This window comes from Streptomyces sp. HNM0645 (genome assembly GCF_030056615.1).
Taxonomy (GTDB): Bacteria; Actinomycetota; Actinomycetes; order Streptomycetales; family Streptomycetaceae; genus Streptomyces; species Streptomyces marianii.
This window is the reverse complement of record NZ_JASHLT010000094.1, coordinates 1-13,813: the sequence shown is the minus strand read 5'-3', so window position 1 is coordinate 13,813 and position 13,813 is coordinate 1. Positions and strand designations below refer to the sequence as shown.

10 protein-coding genes and 5 pseudogenes are annotated in these 13,813 nt (G+C 69.9%); 5 read left to right on the top strand and 10 right to left on the bottom strand.

Translation table 11 applies throughout. From position 1 onward, the window contains the following. Positions 1–489 precede the first annotated feature (489 nt). From QMZ92_RS35390 to QMZ92_RS35370, 5 genes and pseudogenes are all read right to left on the bottom strand, one after another. Positions 490–1,598, bottom strand: a pseudogene (locus tag QMZ92_RS35390) (PP2C family protein-serine/threonine phosphatase); the annotation flags it as partial. A gap of 204 nt (positions 1,599–1,802) precedes the next feature. Continuing rightward, positions 1,803–2,216 (bottom strand): annotated as a pseudogene (locus tag QMZ92_RS35385) (IS1634 family transposase); the annotation flags it as partial. Between the two features lie 170 nt (positions 2,217–2,386). Then, a complete protein-coding gene (locus tag QMZ92_RS35380; protein WP_283301977.1) occupies positions 2,387–3,103 on the bottom strand; it encodes a TniB family NTP-binding protein in 717 nt (238 codons plus the stop codon). Between the two features lie 363 nt (positions 3,104–3,466). Further along, entirely contained in the window at positions 3,467–3,718 is a 252-nt protein-coding gene (locus tag QMZ92_RS36205; protein ID WP_349307797.1) for a hypothetical protein, read from the bottom strand. Between the two features lie 194 nt (positions 3,719–3,912). Further along, on the bottom strand, positions 3,913–4,143 hold the full coding sequence (locus tag QMZ92_RS35370) for a tautomerase family protein (protein WP_283301975.1): 231 nt from the start codon (positions 4,141–4,143) through the stop codon (positions 3,913–3,915). A gap of 168 nt (positions 4,144–4,311) precedes the next feature. Between QMZ92_RS35370 and QMZ92_RS35365 the strand changes: the two genes are divergently transcribed. Further along, positions 4,312–4,560: a hypothetical protein gene (locus QMZ92_RS35365; protein WP_283301981.1), complete on the top strand. Its 249-nt coding sequence runs from the start codon at positions 4,312–4,314 to the stop codon at positions 4,558–4,560. 221 nt (positions 4,561–4,781) lie between these two features. Here QMZ92_RS35365 and QMZ92_RS35360 read toward each other — a convergent pair. Both QMZ92_RS35360 and QMZ92_RS35355 read right to left on the bottom strand, forming a co-directional pair. Continuing rightward, positions 4,782–4,982 (bottom strand): annotated as a pseudogene (locus QMZ92_RS35360) (SDR family oxidoreductase); the annotation flags it as partial. A 22-nt stretch (positions 4,983–5,004) separates the two neighbouring features. Then, positions 5,005–5,544 (bottom strand): annotated as a pseudogene (locus QMZ92_RS35355) (SDR family NAD(P)-dependent oxidoreductase); the annotation flags it as partial. A 158-nt stretch (positions 5,545–5,702) separates the two neighbouring features. On the opposite strand from QMZ92_RS35355, the gene QMZ92_RS35350 reads away from it, so the two are divergent. Next, positions 5,703–6,611 carry a helix-turn-helix transcriptional regulator gene (locus tag QMZ92_RS35350; RefSeq protein ID WP_283301973.1) on the top strand — a complete coding sequence of 303 codons (909 nt, stop codon included), beginning with the start codon at positions 5,703–5,705 and terminating at the stop codon, positions 6,609–6,611. A gap of 333 nt (positions 6,612–6,944) precedes the next feature. On the opposite strand, the gene QMZ92_RS35345 is transcribed toward QMZ92_RS35350, so the two are convergent. Further along, positions 6,945–8,123 (bottom strand): helix-turn-helix domain-containing protein, encoded by a 1,179-nt coding sequence (locus QMZ92_RS35345; RefSeq protein ID WP_502962218.1) that lies wholly within the window; start codon positions 8,121–8,123, stop codon positions 6,945–6,947. Positions 8,124–8,339: 216 nt separating this feature from the next. Between QMZ92_RS35345 and QMZ92_RS35340 the strand changes: the two genes are divergently transcribed. Then, positions 8,340–8,831, top strand: a complete 492-nt coding sequence (locus tag QMZ92_RS35340) for a DUF4352 domain-containing protein (protein WP_283301969.1) — start codon at positions 8,340–8,342, stop codon at positions 8,829–8,831. 1,087 nt (positions 8,832–9,918) lie between these two features. On the opposite strand, the gene QMZ92_RS35335 is transcribed toward QMZ92_RS35340, so the two are convergent. Then, the gene (locus tag QMZ92_RS35335; protein WP_138051373.1) at positions 9,919–10,416 is read right to left on the bottom strand and encodes a hypothetical protein; all 498 of its coding nucleotides are present in this window, start codon (positions 10,414–10,416) and stop codon (positions 9,919–9,921) included. Positions 10,417–11,863: 1,447 nt separating this feature from the next. Here QMZ92_RS35335 and QMZ92_RS35330 point away from each other — a divergent pair. Both QMZ92_RS35330 and QMZ92_RS35325 read left to right on the top strand, forming a co-directional pair. Then, positions 11,864–12,069: pseudogene (locus tag QMZ92_RS35330) on the top strand (ATP-binding protein); the annotation flags it as partial. Positions 12,070–12,231: 162 nt separating this feature from the next. Then, positions 12,232–13,023, top strand: a complete 792-nt coding sequence (locus tag QMZ92_RS35325; RefSeq protein ID WP_283301966.1) for a DUF2785 domain-containing protein — start codon at positions 12,232–12,234, stop codon at positions 13,021–13,023. An 82-nt stretch (positions 13,024–13,105) separates the two neighbouring features. Here QMZ92_RS35325 and QMZ92_RS35320 read toward each other — a convergent pair whose 3' ends face one another. After that, positions 13,106–13,504 carry a RidA family protein gene (locus tag QMZ92_RS35320; protein WP_283301964.1) on the bottom strand — a complete coding sequence of 133 codons (399 nt, stop codon included), beginning with the start codon at positions 13,502–13,504 and terminating at the stop codon, positions 13,106–13,108. Positions 13,505–13,813 lie beyond the last annotated feature (309 nt).

Below are 13,813 nucleotides of genomic sequence, written 5' to 3'. Positions count from 1 at the left end.
CCCGCCTCGCTCCAGGGCCCCGACCAGCCGTCCTCCACGTCCTGCACTGGTCCACCTGGCGCCGCCGACGCCAGCACCAAGCCCGCATCTGTCACTACAAACGACGAGGCCACACCCCACCAGAACCCAAACCACCGTCACACCAAAGACCGTTGCAGTATTAGGGCACCAGTCCATTTCGCTCAGGATCCGGGGAGGGCGGGTGCAAGCAGGCTCGGGACCTACTTGGACCGTGGACATCATCGACAACCTCCGGTGAGTTCCTCCGGGCCGGCCGATGTACGGACCGTGCCCCACCACTTCTCCAGCTTCTCCCTCTCAGGCTCGCCGCGGCGTCCCCCGATCAGACCTTCGCGTAGGGGACAACCCTGATGCTGTACAGGCCACAGGCCACAACACCGGAGCGGGACCAACGGTGCGACGGTCGGCACGGCCGGCTCAGGGGGCTACGCGGCTCGGTCCTCGGCCGTTCCGGCCGGCGCTCGCTCGGCGGCTGAGCGCGAGCAGCGCCATGTCGTCGGCCGTCGCGCCTCCCGCGTACTCCCGTACGTCGGCGACGACCGTGTCCAGCAGTTCCTCCGGTCCGCGAAAGATCCGACCGCCGAGCCGTTCGCTCGGATCGTAGAAGACGCCGCGCGCGTCGCGCGCTTCGGACAGTCCGTCGGTGTAGAGGAGAAGCGTGGCACCGGGCCCGTACGGGACCTCGTAGGACCGGTCGGGCCGTGGGTCCAGGTCGCCCATGCCGAGCGGCAGCGCGCGATCCGGCGGTTCCAGCACCTCCAGAGTGCCGTCCGCATCCAGCAGCAGTGGAGAGGGGTGCCCCCGGTCGACGATCCGGACCGTCCCGCACCCAGGCGGTATCTCCGCGAATACGGCGGTGGTGAAGTCCTCGAGCGCCTCGGGCCCGGAATGCCGGGTGCCGCACCGTGCCAGCGCGCGCTCCAGCCGCCGGGCGACCCGTTCCAGAGTGGGCTCCTGCGCGGCGGCCTCCCGGAACGCCCCGAGCACCACGGCCGCGGTCTCGACCGCGCCCAGCCCCTTGCCCCGCACATCCCCGACGACCACGCGTACTCCGTCGGAGTCTCCTGTACTGCGTAGAGGTCGCCTCCGATGGACGCATCCCGCTGCGCCGCTTCGTACCGGGCGGCGACCTGCAGTCCGCCGATGTGCCCGTCCGGCGTCGGCAGCACGGCCCGCTGTGCGGCTTCCGCGATGACACGCGCGGAGGCGAGCCGTTCTCCGCTGCGCCGCATGACCCGGTTGATGAAGAGGGCCAGCACGGAGACCGTGGACACGGTCACCAGTTCCGTGAGGGCCGGGATCTCACCGGTCCGCGCGTTGTACCCGTGCAGCGCGGCCACGGCCCCGACCGCGGCGACCCCCGCCATCAGCGTGCCCGTCAAGGAGAAGAAGGGGGCTGCGATCAGTGGTGCCGCCGTGAAGAGGGGCGAGGCGGTGAACGTCTCCGGCGTTCCCAGGTCGAAGAAGACTCCGACGACGATCAGCAGCACCGGCAGCACCTTGACCACCAGGCGGCCACCGTTGCACCGTTGTCCGTTGTCGCGTGCTCGTTGCCCCACCGGTCGTCTCCCGCCCAGTACGCGCGTGGCTGCGGGGTACCGCCGCGCTCTGTCCCAGTCCGACCGTCGTCACTCGGTCGGCGCATGGCTGTCGGCCAACCGGCTCATTGAAGCGCGCACCCGTCGCCCGGCGCCTCCCCCGATCGGTCGACTCGTGGAGGGGACTGGGCCGTCCACTCCTCCTTACCCCTCCCCTCTTTCCGAGGATCTTCCGTCAGCCTGACTCGGACAGCCACCACGGTTGGCGACCAGGGCGAACAGCACCCGCTCGGTCGCGGTCACGTCCCGACGGCAACCCCCGCTTGGGCCGCCCGGCCCGGCCCGGCCCACGATCTGGTCGATCCGCAGCCGGCGCCACAGCTGGTCGAGCACGGAGGCGCCACCGAACGGCACCGAGGAGGTGAACTGCAGATCCGACGCGGCGGTCGCGGCCAGCGCGTCACCCGGCTCCAGCAGCTTCGATAAAGACGCGACCAGACGCCTGACCGCGTCGCGGTCCAGGTCGTCCTCCCGGCCGAAGGTGAACAGCACCTTCGGCACCGCCCGCCCCTTCACCGGACCCCACTCGTCGTGGGCCAGGTGCAGGTACCGGACCGTGCCGGACTTGTTCTCCCGCTTCATCGTCTTCACGTACACGACCCCAGACCCTGCGAGCCACGCCCCAGGCCATCGCAGGGCGAATCCAGAAAATCGCGTCTCTAACGACCTCACCCGCGATTGATCGGGTGAGGTCGTCAGGCACCTCCGGGCTTCCCAACCACCCCCCGCTGGGACGAACACCCGAACCACCGACCATGACCACACGTCTATCCGTGCGGCTTCTTATCCCAGCGGAGCTGCCCAGAAGCGATCAGGACGAGCGGTGCGCCCGCCCCGCCAGGGCGGAACGCACCGGCAACAGCCGCGTGGGACGGGCCCCGACCAGAAGCGGCGGAATCCGAAACCCCGCTCCCGGACAGTGCCGCTGCCAGTCCTGGGAAACAGCGGCCACCAGCCTGCAGCATGCCCCGCTCGGGCTTCTTCGCTCCGGTGGCGGCCAGAGCCCGCTGGGTGTGAAGGGTCAGCACGACCCAGCGGCGCAGACAGCCATCGGCGAAGCGGGCGTCCAGCCCCTGAAGGTCGCCGGGCGCGACACTCTGCCACAGCGGATGCAACGCAACAACCGCCTGCAGGACCTGGTCTCGGGTGAGCGGCCAGATGTAGGGCCAGCCGGCGCTGCGACTGGCGAGTATCCGCTGGGCGCGCAACGAGCGTTCGCCGCGCGCCTGGGCGATGAGAGCCACGCACAACCCTTGGGGAAGGTCGTCGTGCAGGAAACGCACGTGCTCAAAGCAGGACGTCGACAGCCGGTCGGCGCCCTCGACCACGACGATCCGCGGCCTGACAGCCAGGGCGCGGCGGACCAGCGTGTCGGCGATGCCGGGGTCGGCAGGCGCCTCACCGCCAAGACCAAGTGCACGGTGGAGGGCTGCGCGCAGGTCCGCCGGCGCCGGGTGGGCAGGGTAGTCAAGCGAACAGCTCACCGAGACGGCGGGCGGCGGTGTGGACGGCGAAGGTCTTGCCGACCCCGGCATCGGCCAGCACGCACACGAACCGGCCCTGTGCGTAGGCATCGGCGAGTGCCCTTCGATCCGACCCGCGCCCAGGACGCCCTGGAGGACCTGCCTCGTGTCGGGCCCCGCACCGTGGTGTGGCTGAACGAGGCCCAGCACTACCTCGGCGACCGGGTGGCGGGTGAGCGGATCGGGGCAGCCTTGCACCGGTTGCTGGTGACTGCGGAGTGCGGGCCGGTACTGGTGCTGGGCACGCTCTGGCCCGTGTACGCCGCCCGGTACACGGCCCTGCCCACACCGGGTGGGGAGGATCCGCACAGCCGGGTGCGGGAGTTACTGGCAGGCCGCGTGCTGACCGTTCCCGAGACGTTCGACGCTTCGGCGCTGGCCGCCGCGGCCGCTCTTGCCGAGGGCGGGGACCGGCTTCTGGCTGGCGCCCTCAGCCGTGCGTGCGCCGACGGGCGCCTCGCCCAGGACCTCGCCGGTGCCCCCGAACTCCTCAACCGCTACCGGCACGCGGCCCCGGCCGCCGCAGCGGTGCTGGAGTTGGCGATGGACGCCCACCGCCTCGGTGTCGGCCTCCACCTCCCGCAGGCCTTCCTGCCTTGCCTCGTCCCCGCACCCCGGCGGTGTCCGCCGGGGTGCGGGGACGGGGACACCATGAAGGGCTTCGCCGCTGATCTCACCGACGCCCGGATGAACGAGGCCGTGTGGCGGACGCCCGATCCGGCGACCCTCGATTCCAAGGTGCTGTCCTGGCCGAATGACGGCCGGTGCGGTCAGGCGTCTCTGGTGTTGGTCGGTGTCGCCTCGCCGAGCATGGCGAGGGTCAGCACGTTGCCGGCGATGCCCCAGCCGCCGTCGGCGACCTCTTCGACCAGAACCATGGTGTTGTTGCGGGCGCGCTCGCCATAGATCTCGACACACAGCTCGGTGGTGCGGGTGACGATCTCCTCCTTCTGCTGCGGGGTGAGGGTCTTCTCGGGGACCTTGAAGTTCGCGAAAGGCATGGTTGGTCGTTCCTTCTCTCAGTGGGCGTTACAGGGAGCTGTCTGCGGTGAGCAGGCTGTCCAGTCCGACGCGGCGGAAGAGTCTGCGCGGAGGCGGTCGGCAACCGCGGAGACGACTGTGCTGCCGTCTCGGCTGGGGTCTATGTGGGTGCGCAGAGGCCGAGTGCCATGCTTCATCGCGACCAGTCGCGCGACGGCTTCAGCTACCTCGGCCACATCGGCGTCCGAAGGGATGAGCGCGGCCGGGCGCTCGCCCAGATCACCCATAAGGGGTCGGTCACGCTGGTCGTAGGCTCCCGCACAGTCGACGTCGGCGGGATCGCCTGCGTTGGCGAAGTGGTTGGTGCCACTGGTGAGCGCACCGGGCACCACGATCGCGGTGTCGACGCCGAACGGGGCACCTCGGCGCGTAGCTGACGGCCAGGGCGTCCATCGCGGCCTTTGCGGCCAAGTACGGGGCAAGGAATGGCGGGCAGCCGCCGCGGGTGCTGGAACTGCCCATCCACACCAGTTACCCCGAACCCTGCGCACGCAACTTCGGCAGGGCGGCGCGGTTTACGCGCTGGGTGCCCAGAACATTCACGTCGTACAGGTCTGCGAAACCGCTCGGCGGTGAACGCCTCGGCGACGCCCAGGACCATGCGCCCCGCATTGTGCACGACCACGTCCAACCGGCCGCGCTCGGCGACGATCCGGTCGACTGCGGCGTCGGCGGAGTCCGGGGAGGTGACGTCCAGCTCGACAGCATGCACGTCGACCCGGCGGTCGGTGCCGTAGCGCTTCAGGTCGGCCGCCGCGGTCGCGTTGCAGGTCGCGATCCGGCGGATGCCCGCGTACACGGTGTGACCGGCGAGGGCCAGAGATCAGCGTCAGCGCCTCGACCGCGCCCTTGCCGGCGGAGTACGCGCCGTAGCTCGGGAAGGCCAGCCCCACCACTGACGTGGAGAACGACACGATCGCACCGCCGGGGCGCACCCGACGGACGGCCTGCTGGACGACGAACGTGCCGCGGGTGTTGGTGCGGTGCAGGTCGTCCAGGGCGGCCAGGTCCAGCTCGGCGATCGGCGCCAGATGCACCCGCCCGGCCGCGTGCACGACAACGTCGACGCGGCCGAACTCTGCTTCGGCCGCGTCGGACAAGGCCGCCACGGCGCGTTCGTCGGCGACATCCGCGCGCACCGCGATCGCCCGGCCACCACCGGTGACGGCCTCCTTCACGGCGGCTTCGGCCTCGTCCTGGTTGCCGGCGTAGCCGACCACGACGGCGTACCCGTCGTCGGCCGGCCGGCCGACGGTCCGGCGGCCGATGCCACGCGAGCCGCCGGTGACGGTCGCAACACGGGGTGAGGCGGAGGGCTCGGCCGAGACAGCGGTCCCGTCGAGGGAAGTGGGGATAGCCATAGCTGACTCCTGTGGTGGATGGGGGTCGGGCCGCGGCCTTGCCGTCGGCCTGCTGCGTCCTTCACGATCGGCCGGTCCCTCATCCCTAGCCAGGGCTGCGTTTACCCAGGGGATGCCACCCCCTGGCTGAGCTCTGGCCTACGAGCGACCATGGAGGGGTGAACCTTCCAGAACTCGGTGCCTTCCTCAGGACACGCCGCGACCGCATCCGGCCCGCCGACGTCGGTCTCCCCAAAGGCCCTCGTCGGCGCGTCCCCGGGCTGCGCCGCGAGGAAGTCGCGCAGCTGGCAGGGCTGTCAGCCGACTACTACGCCGAGCTGGAACGCGGCAGCGCGAAGAACGGCGTGCAGCCCTCGCCCCAGACCCTGGCCGCCCTCGCCCGAGCCCTGCGCCTGAACGGCGACGAACGCGACCACTTGTTTCACCTGGCCGAACGTCCGGTCCTCCCTCGGTCAGCACACGGATCGTCGGCACACGTGCAGCCCGCGCTCCTCGGGCTCCTGGACCGGCTGTCCAACACTCCCGCGCGCGTCATCACCGACCTGCACGAAACCCTGGTGGAAAACGACCTGGCCCGGAACCTGCTCGGCAAGTCCCCGGTACACCGCGGCCCGGCGGCGAGCTTCGTGTACCGCTGGTTCACCGAACCGCAGGCGCGCGAGATCTTCCCGCCCGAGGATCACCCACACCACTCCCGGGTGTTCGTGGCCGACCTCCAAGCAGCGGCCGCCCGGCGCGGCCGGGACACGGAGGTCACGAACATGATCGCCGTGCTACGCCGCCGCAGCCGGGAGTTCACAGCCCTTTGGGACACCCACGACGTCGCGGTGCGCCGCATGGACCACAAGAAGATCGTCCACCCCACGCTCGGCGTCATCGAACTCGACTGCTACAACCTGCTCAGCGAGGACGGACGGCAACGCCTGCTGTGGTTCGCCGCACCGCCCGGAAGCCCGGGAGCCGAGCAGCTGGAACTGCTTTCTGTCACAGGAACCCAGGAGCTGAGCGTCGCGGAGGGCATGGCACCGGAGAGATTGTCCGCGGCGGAATCCGGATCGCACCGCTGACCGGGCCGCAGAGGGAGGACCGCCTTCCCGGCAAGACGTGGCGACCCTCCCCCCGCGGAGACTTGCTCTCCGGCCCGGGGCCCAACGATGACCCCCTGGTTTCCCGTTGGCCGCCCGGTGCCGGCGGTGCAGAGCTCGCCCGCCGGGTCCAGCGTGGCACGCTCGTCATCGTCCAGTAGAGGCGGTTCCAGCTTCGGACCACGACGCGGCACCGGCACCGGCAGGAGAACGCGTACAAGGTCCAACGACCGGCTACCGGCGCAGGACACAGCGCGCCTCATCGGCTGACTCGCGTGCCGGACACGGCCCATGTGGAACGACTTGCATGCGTGATCAGCCCGGTTCGGGTGCGCTGCCGCAGGGGACGTGACCCGGGCTTCCGCTCCGGAAGTGATTGCGGTACGCCCGGGGAGAGGTGGAGGTGAGCCGTCCGAAGTGGTGCCGAAAGTTGGCCGGGGTACCGAATCCGGTACGTCGGGCGATCGACTCGACGGGCTCGTCCGTGGTCTCCAGCAGCGCCTGGGCGAGCCGTATCCGCTCCTGGAGAATCCACCGCAGCGGGGTGACGCCCAGTGTNGCCCGGGGAGAGGTGGAGGTGAGCCGTCCGAAGTGGTGCCGAAAGTTGGCCGGGGTACCGAATCCGGTACGTCGGGCGATCGACTCGACGGGCTCGTCCGTGGTCTCCAGCAGCGCCTGGGCGAGCCGTATCCGCTCCTGGAGAATCCACCGCAGCGGGGTGACGCCCAGTGTCTCGCGGAAGCGGCGGGCGAGGGTGCGCTCGCTCACATGTGCCTCGCGGGCGAGCAGTGCGACGGTCAGCGGCTCGTGCAGGCGTTCCCGAGCCCACTCCAGTACGGTTCCAAGACCGCTGTCCTCGGGCAGCGGGGTGAGCGGCCTGGAGTGCTGGGCCTGTCCCCCTTCCCGGTGAGGCGGGACGACCATGCGCCGGGCCACCTCGTTGGCGACCGCCGAGCCGTGGTCGTGGCGCACCAGGTGCAGACACAGATCGATCGAGGCCCCGGTACCGGCCGAGGTGAACACGGTGTCGTCTCCGACGTAGAGCACGGCCGGGTCGTACCCGATGCTGGGGAAGCGGTCCGCGAGGTCAAGTCCGTTCATCCAGTGTGTGGTGGCCCGCCGCCCGTCCAGCAGCCCGGCCGCTGCAAGGACATAGCTTCCATTGCACAGAGCAACGATTCGCCGGCCTCGTTCGTGGGCGGTGCGCACCGCGTCGACCAGCGGCTGCGGCGGGGTGGTCTGCACCCGGCGCGAGGAGGCGGCGACCACGACGGTGTCCGCGTCCACGAGGTCGTCCAGGCCGTAGCACGTGTCCAGGCGAAGCCCGGCGCTGGTGCGGATCGGTCCCGGCTCGGCTGCGCAGAGGCGCAGCTCGTACCAAGGGGCAACGATGTCGCTGCGGTCGGTGCCGAAGACCTCGCAGGGCACGGCGAGTTCGAAGGTGGGGGCGCCGTCTGTCACTGCCACCGCCACGACGTGCCGCCTCCCCCTCACAAGACGGGATCTTAGCGCACTGTGTCGCTTCCTCCACTGGTCAGAGGCGTAGGCCCCTCGGAAGCTAGTACCACGGAAGGCAAACGATCAATCTTCCCGAGCTCTGCCGTGGCAGAGCTCGCCAGAGGGATTCCGACGTTCCGTCATCCTGCCGAGCCAAAGTCAACCGCCCACGGGGCTCCGTCCCAACGCGGCGCCGAATGGAGAACCATCTCAATGAAGAAGACAGGACCCGCCCTCCTTGCCGTCCTCACGGTGCTGGCTCTGCCCGCCTGTGGACCCACCGTGGGCCAGAACTCCCCGGACAGCGGCTCCGGGAAGGGCGCATCATCGGCCCCGGCACAGAACGGCCCGAGAAGCGAGCAGCCGAAGGAGGGAGATACACCGGTCGATCTCGTCGCGAGGAAGACGGCCTTCACTCCAGGCGTCCTGCACGACGACGGCGACTACACCAGCGTTCTGGTGACTGTCAGCAACAACGGCGACAAGGAGATCAGCGTCAACCCGCTGTACTTCTCCCTCACCGACACCGCCGGAACCAAGCACACGGCTGCCCTTGCCGTCGACAAGAACCAAATCGGCACGGTCAAACTCGCGCCCGGGGAGAAGGCTTCGGGCACCATCACCGGCAAGGGGGACTTCACCGCTCGGTACGTGACGTACACCGACGGCATCCTCGGCGACCCGGTCCGCGCCACGGTTGGCTGACCGCAGTCCGCCAGACCTCGGCCGCGGCATCGGTGACATGCTCGTTTCGCCTCGCGGTCGGCCGAGTTTCGGCCGGCGCGAGGCGGGGTCGAGGAGCCCGGCAGAGCCGCCCGGGCATCAAGCAGCGCCGAAGTGCCTGCCCGGCCCCTGGTGTCGTGGCGCGGGTTGCCGAGGAACTGACCGGCCGGCCGCCGCGCGGGTACCGGCGAGGATCGACTCCAAGGAAGCGCTCGGGCTGCAGGTAAGATCCGGGTTTCGGCCTCTCGGTGCTGTCGGAGTTCCGGGACCGTCTGGCTCAGGAGCGCTGAGGGCAGCGGGTGCTGGACGGCGTCCCACCCAGCGCGTGAGAAAGGGCTGCGCAAGCCGGCCCGTCCCGCTGCGCGGTCTCGTCCAGGCCGACAACAGCGCCCAGACCAGCGCGTACCGCGACCTCAGCCAGGCCCCCTCGCCTTCGACCGGGCAGCGAGCAGGCCACCTGCCCTGCCGGCCGGGCCGGCGCGACTGGAGCGAGCGGCTCTCCAGGCGGGCACAGCCTGTCCTGGGGGGGCGCGGTTCCCGACACGGGGGCGCCGCTCTCCGGCACCGGGACGGGCCGGCTGCCGTCGATCGCAATCGAGGTCAGTGGCAGGTCACCCGGCCATGCCGCCGTCAGCGGTCGGCTGCGGGGCGGACCCGGCTGCTCCGGCTGCTGAAGGCGCGGTGGCGTCGATCGCGCACCGCGGTGCCGGGGGATGGACGCCTGCATCCTCACCCGGCCACGAGGTCACGGAACCGAGGCCAGAGCCAGATTCGAAGGGAGCCGTCATCTCCCGGTCGGCCACACACCTCGACGGCAGGGACTCGCCCGACGTCCAGGTCCGGTGCCGTGTCACCCCGCATCAGTCATCCGCGACCGCCCTTCGCCGCGAGGGACACGGAACGGTTTGCCGCGGTCCCCGCCTCTCGGGGCGAACACGGAGCGGGGCGGTCGGGCCTGCCGACCGCCCCGCAACCATGCTCCGCCGTGCCGCGACGTTCGCCACCCGTCTCCCGGAGCCCCAGGGACTCGGACACCGGCTGGCCCCGGCTGCGGCCGGTGCGACAAGGATCAGACGACGTAGAGGATGTCCCAGTGGCTGGACTCCTTGGCATAGACGTTGCCGGCGACCGACTTGTACATGGGTGCTCCGTCGCTCCGCTTGCCGTCGTACTCCATGTTCTTCTTGATCCAGTCGTCCACGCACGTGGTCGGTCTGATGTCGACCTTGTAGCCGTTCCAGTGGCTGTACGTGCCGGACGCGTGGCCCTTCTCAGTGCCGCCCGTGATGGTGATCCCACACTTGCTGAGGTTCTTGAAGCCGATGATGCCGTTGACGGTGGTCTTGTTGATCTGTTCGAAGGAAGTGCACGTGGTCGTGTCGCGGTCGCTGCAATTCCCGCTCGACGTCCAAGCGATCCCCGCTGCCTTCAGCAACGCAGCAGCGGTGGCGTGATCGTACTTCGCCGGGGCCGCCGTAGCTGCCGAAGCGGTTCCCCCAGCCGACAGGACGGCCCCCAGGACGGCCAGCGAGCCAAGCACCGCCGCGACACTGCGCTTCTTCATCATCCGATTCCTTCCGTACTGATGTCCCGGGCCTGTGCGCCGGAACGGGCCCAGTCTCCGTCGGTGAGAGGGGGGAGCAGCAGTGGCGAGACCGCCACTTGTCGACAAAATCCTGCCATGTCCGCTGACACGGGCATACGAATGGGTTCGCGAGTCCGGCTCCCCCCGTACCGCGCCCTCCAGGGAGATCCCGGAGTCAGGATGGTCGTGTAGGCGTGCAGATCACGGTGCGATCGGCGAGTGGGCGTCGGGCGCTCCACAGGACGTTCGGGCCTCGCTCGGTGTCCATGGTGTGACCACCGCGCCTACCTGCCGGCCGCGGTCTCGATCTCTGCCGGACGATCTCTTGGTGCAGGTCGGCGAAGCCCCCTCAATTCCGCCAGGAGCGAGTGTGCGCGCGAACCTCCGCACCGGAGCGCGGAACGGCGTCGGCCCGGGTCCGGTACGGAGCGATCAGCCTTTCGCAAGTGCGTTCCAGGGCGTTGGCGATGCAGGGAAGTGCAGGAACGTCAGCCGGCTGAGGCCGTGCCAAGGCGGTGGCAGTCCCGAGGCGGAAGAACTCGGGTGGAGCGGCCCGCAAGTGGTCCGGTTCCTGGGCGAACCATCCGGCCGAGAGCGGGGTCCGCGGGCATCCCGGTCAGCGGGCCGCCGCGGGCGTCCGTGCCGTGCGGCGGCGCGGACGCCCTCACGGGCCGACACGCGGAGAGCCCCTGCGGAGCCGGCACAGCATCACGGCCCGTCCCGAGGAAGCCTCGGTGAACGCGCTTGTCACCGCGCCCGGCAGGGCGGGCGACAAGCGCCGTGGTGGCCAAGGTCCGTCCTGCGCCACCACACGAGCTGGAGCCGGACGAACGCGACACATTCTGCATAGGCCTCGATGTGCCCGATCACTCCGGCCCGGGTTCCGACGGCGGCCGGACGCCGACCCTCTGACGGGGCATCAAGAGCGACCCACCTGGTGCTCTACGTCTGGCTCTGGCCTTGGTGGTCGAGGTCAGGAGCGAAGGTGATCCTCGGGCACGACCTGGCCTCCTCCGGTGATCGACGCCGTTCTGAAGGCGGACCGGACCGCGCCACGCAAGCAGCGGCACACGGTCGAGCGGATCTCGATCGGCTGTCGGACGCGCTGCCCGCGGCCTCCAGCCAGCTGCCCTCGGCCCGTCCGTACCGCGGGACGTCGCGGTTGCGTCCAGGGAAGCGGTGTACGGGTTCGACCTGATCCGGTGGTTTGCTCCGGCATCGGGACGGTGCCCGCACAGGCGAGCGGCCACCGGCTGATCCTCGAAGTGCATACCGCCTGCCTGCGGTGTTCCTCGTCCCGGCTCTCCGCTCTCCGCTCGCCGCGACCGTGATCGCGGCCCGTGTGCTCGCCGGCCTGGCGCACCCGGCTCCGCAAGGTCTCGCCGGTCCCCGTCACCCGCCGCGACCGGATGTATCGCCCTATGAAACAGCACAGTTGGTCGGCAACGTGATCCGGCATGCCGTCGGCCCGATACGCCTGAGCCTGCTGCACAGCCGGTCGCTGATCTGTGAGGTCTATGACGGCAGCCTCACCAGCCGCGCCTTCGGCGCGTCGTGTACACCGACGAAGGCGGCCGGGGACTGCACCTGGTGGCCGCTCTCTCCCAGCGGTGGGGCACTCGACAGCCTGAATGATCTTGCGGGATGCCCGGTTGGCGGTCGTCCAACTCGCTCAGCGACGGTGGACCGGATCCCCTACCGTGGGGTGTCAGGCCTTCGTACGCGTGCGTCGCGACGACCTGGAGGGCGCCGGTAATGCGGTAGCCACGCGCATCGCCGCATGCCTACTCTGCCGTCATGATCGACTGGTCCAGCATCGAAGCCGCCGACTGCGCGGTACCCGCGCACCCCCCTATGGGTCATCTGGTGCGAGAACTCTCCCGTGCCCTCGCCGATGCCGATCCCAAGATCCGGGACGGGGCCCCGCACACGGTGCTGGCGACCTGGATAGCCCGGGGGGTCATCGACGAGTCCCGGCGGCTGGCGCTCGGTGACGAGATGGCTGCCCGCTTCCTCGATCCGGAGATCCAGGCTCGGACCTTCGCCCCGCTGGTCCTCGACATGCTCGTGGAAGGGGGAGACCTCAAGGCCGACTGGGTGGACGCGTTCTCACGTTGGTACCCGGCGGAGACGGAACTGCGCGGCTTTGACGAGAAACTGGGCTGGCTGCACGCTGTCGCGCATGGAGCGGACCTGCTCGGCCGGTTGGGATGCCACCCGGAGGTGGACCCGGTGCGGATGCTGGAGCTAGCGGCGGCGCGACTGACGGCTCATACCGACTACGTCTTCGAACAGCTGGAGGACGATCGGTTGGCAAGGGCGATCGCCTGTGTTCTCACCCGCTCCGACATGAACGAGAACGACGCGACCGGATGGTTGGAACCGATCGGCCTCCGCTTCGGGGCCGACCGGATCACGACTCCCGTTCCCGCGCACCTCACCAACTGCCTACGCACATTGCGCATGCTCTATGTCTTCGCGGACCGGGGCGTTCGGCCGAGCCCCGAGTCCGCGCCGATCGCCCTTCACCACCGTGATGCGGTCAAGACACAGCTGGCCGCGACTCTCGACCTGATCGTCAGAAGATGAGTGTGGCTCACCGTCGCGGACGACCATGCAGAGTCGGACACTCCCCGTGCCGCGGCGCCTGGGGGAATCGCACCTCACTCGGTCACTCGGCCACGACGGCGAAGGCCTCGATCTCCATCAGCAACTCCGGTCGCACCAGCGAGACGACCTGAACCGCCGAGACGGCCGGCAGTCGGTCCTCGGGGATATGTGCGGCGCGGGCTTCGCGGATGGCCGGCATGTAAGCCATGTCCGTGACGAAGCAGGTCAGCTTGACCAGGTCGTCGGAGGTGGCACCTGCGGCGCCGAGGCAGCGCCGCAGGTTCTCGAAGACCTGGCGGGCCTGGGCTACCGGGTCACCCTCGCCGACGACGTCACCGGCCTCGTCCAAGGCGAGCTGGCCGGAGATCGCCACGCAGTGCCCAGTGCCTCGGACGACATGGGAGTACTGGGCGGCGGGGGCAACCCCGTCCGGTGCGGGGATCCTGATCAACTCACTCATGCGGGCAGCTCTACCACGGTTGCGGCAGGTGCGGTCAAGCAGAGATCGCCGCGCGGCGGGCGGTGCCGCAGCTCCTCACCCGCCGGGCGGCACCGGGCGAGTGCGAAGTGGCCGAACGCTCACGACCTGGTAAAGCAGCGGAGGCCTAATACTGCAACGGTCTTTGGTGTGACGGTGGTTTGGGTTCTGGTGGGGTGTGGCCTCGTCGTTTGTAGTGACAGATGCGGGCTTGGTGCTGGCGTCGGCGGCGCCAGGTGGACCAGTGCAGGACGTGGAGGACGGCTGGTCGGGGCCCTGGAGCGAGGCGGG

Coding starts and splice junctions, on each gene's coding strand:
- QMZ92_RS35335 (WP_138051373.1), bottom strand. CDS start 10,416: ATGATGAAGAAGCGCAGTGTCGCGGCGGTGCTTGGCTCGCTGGCCGTC.
- QMZ92_RS35340 (WP_283301969.1), top strand. CDS start 8,340: ATGAAGAAGACAGGACCCGCCCTCCTTGCCGTCCTCACGGTGCTGGCT.
- QMZ92_RS35365 (WP_283301981.1), top strand. CDS start 4,312: ATGCTTCATCGCGACCAGTCGCGCGACGGCTTCAGCTACCTCGGCCAC.
- QMZ92_RS35320 (WP_283301964.1), bottom strand. CDS start 13,504: ATGAGTGAGTTGATCAGGATCCCCGCACCGGACGGGGTTGCCCCCGCC.
- QMZ92_RS35370 (WP_283301975.1), bottom strand. CDS start 4,143: ATGCCTTTCGCGAACTTCAAGGTCCCCGAGAAGACCCTCACCCCGCAG.
- QMZ92_RS35325 (WP_283301966.1), top strand. CDS start 12,232: ATGATCGACTGGTCCAGCATCGAAGCCGCCGACTGCGCGGTACCCGCG.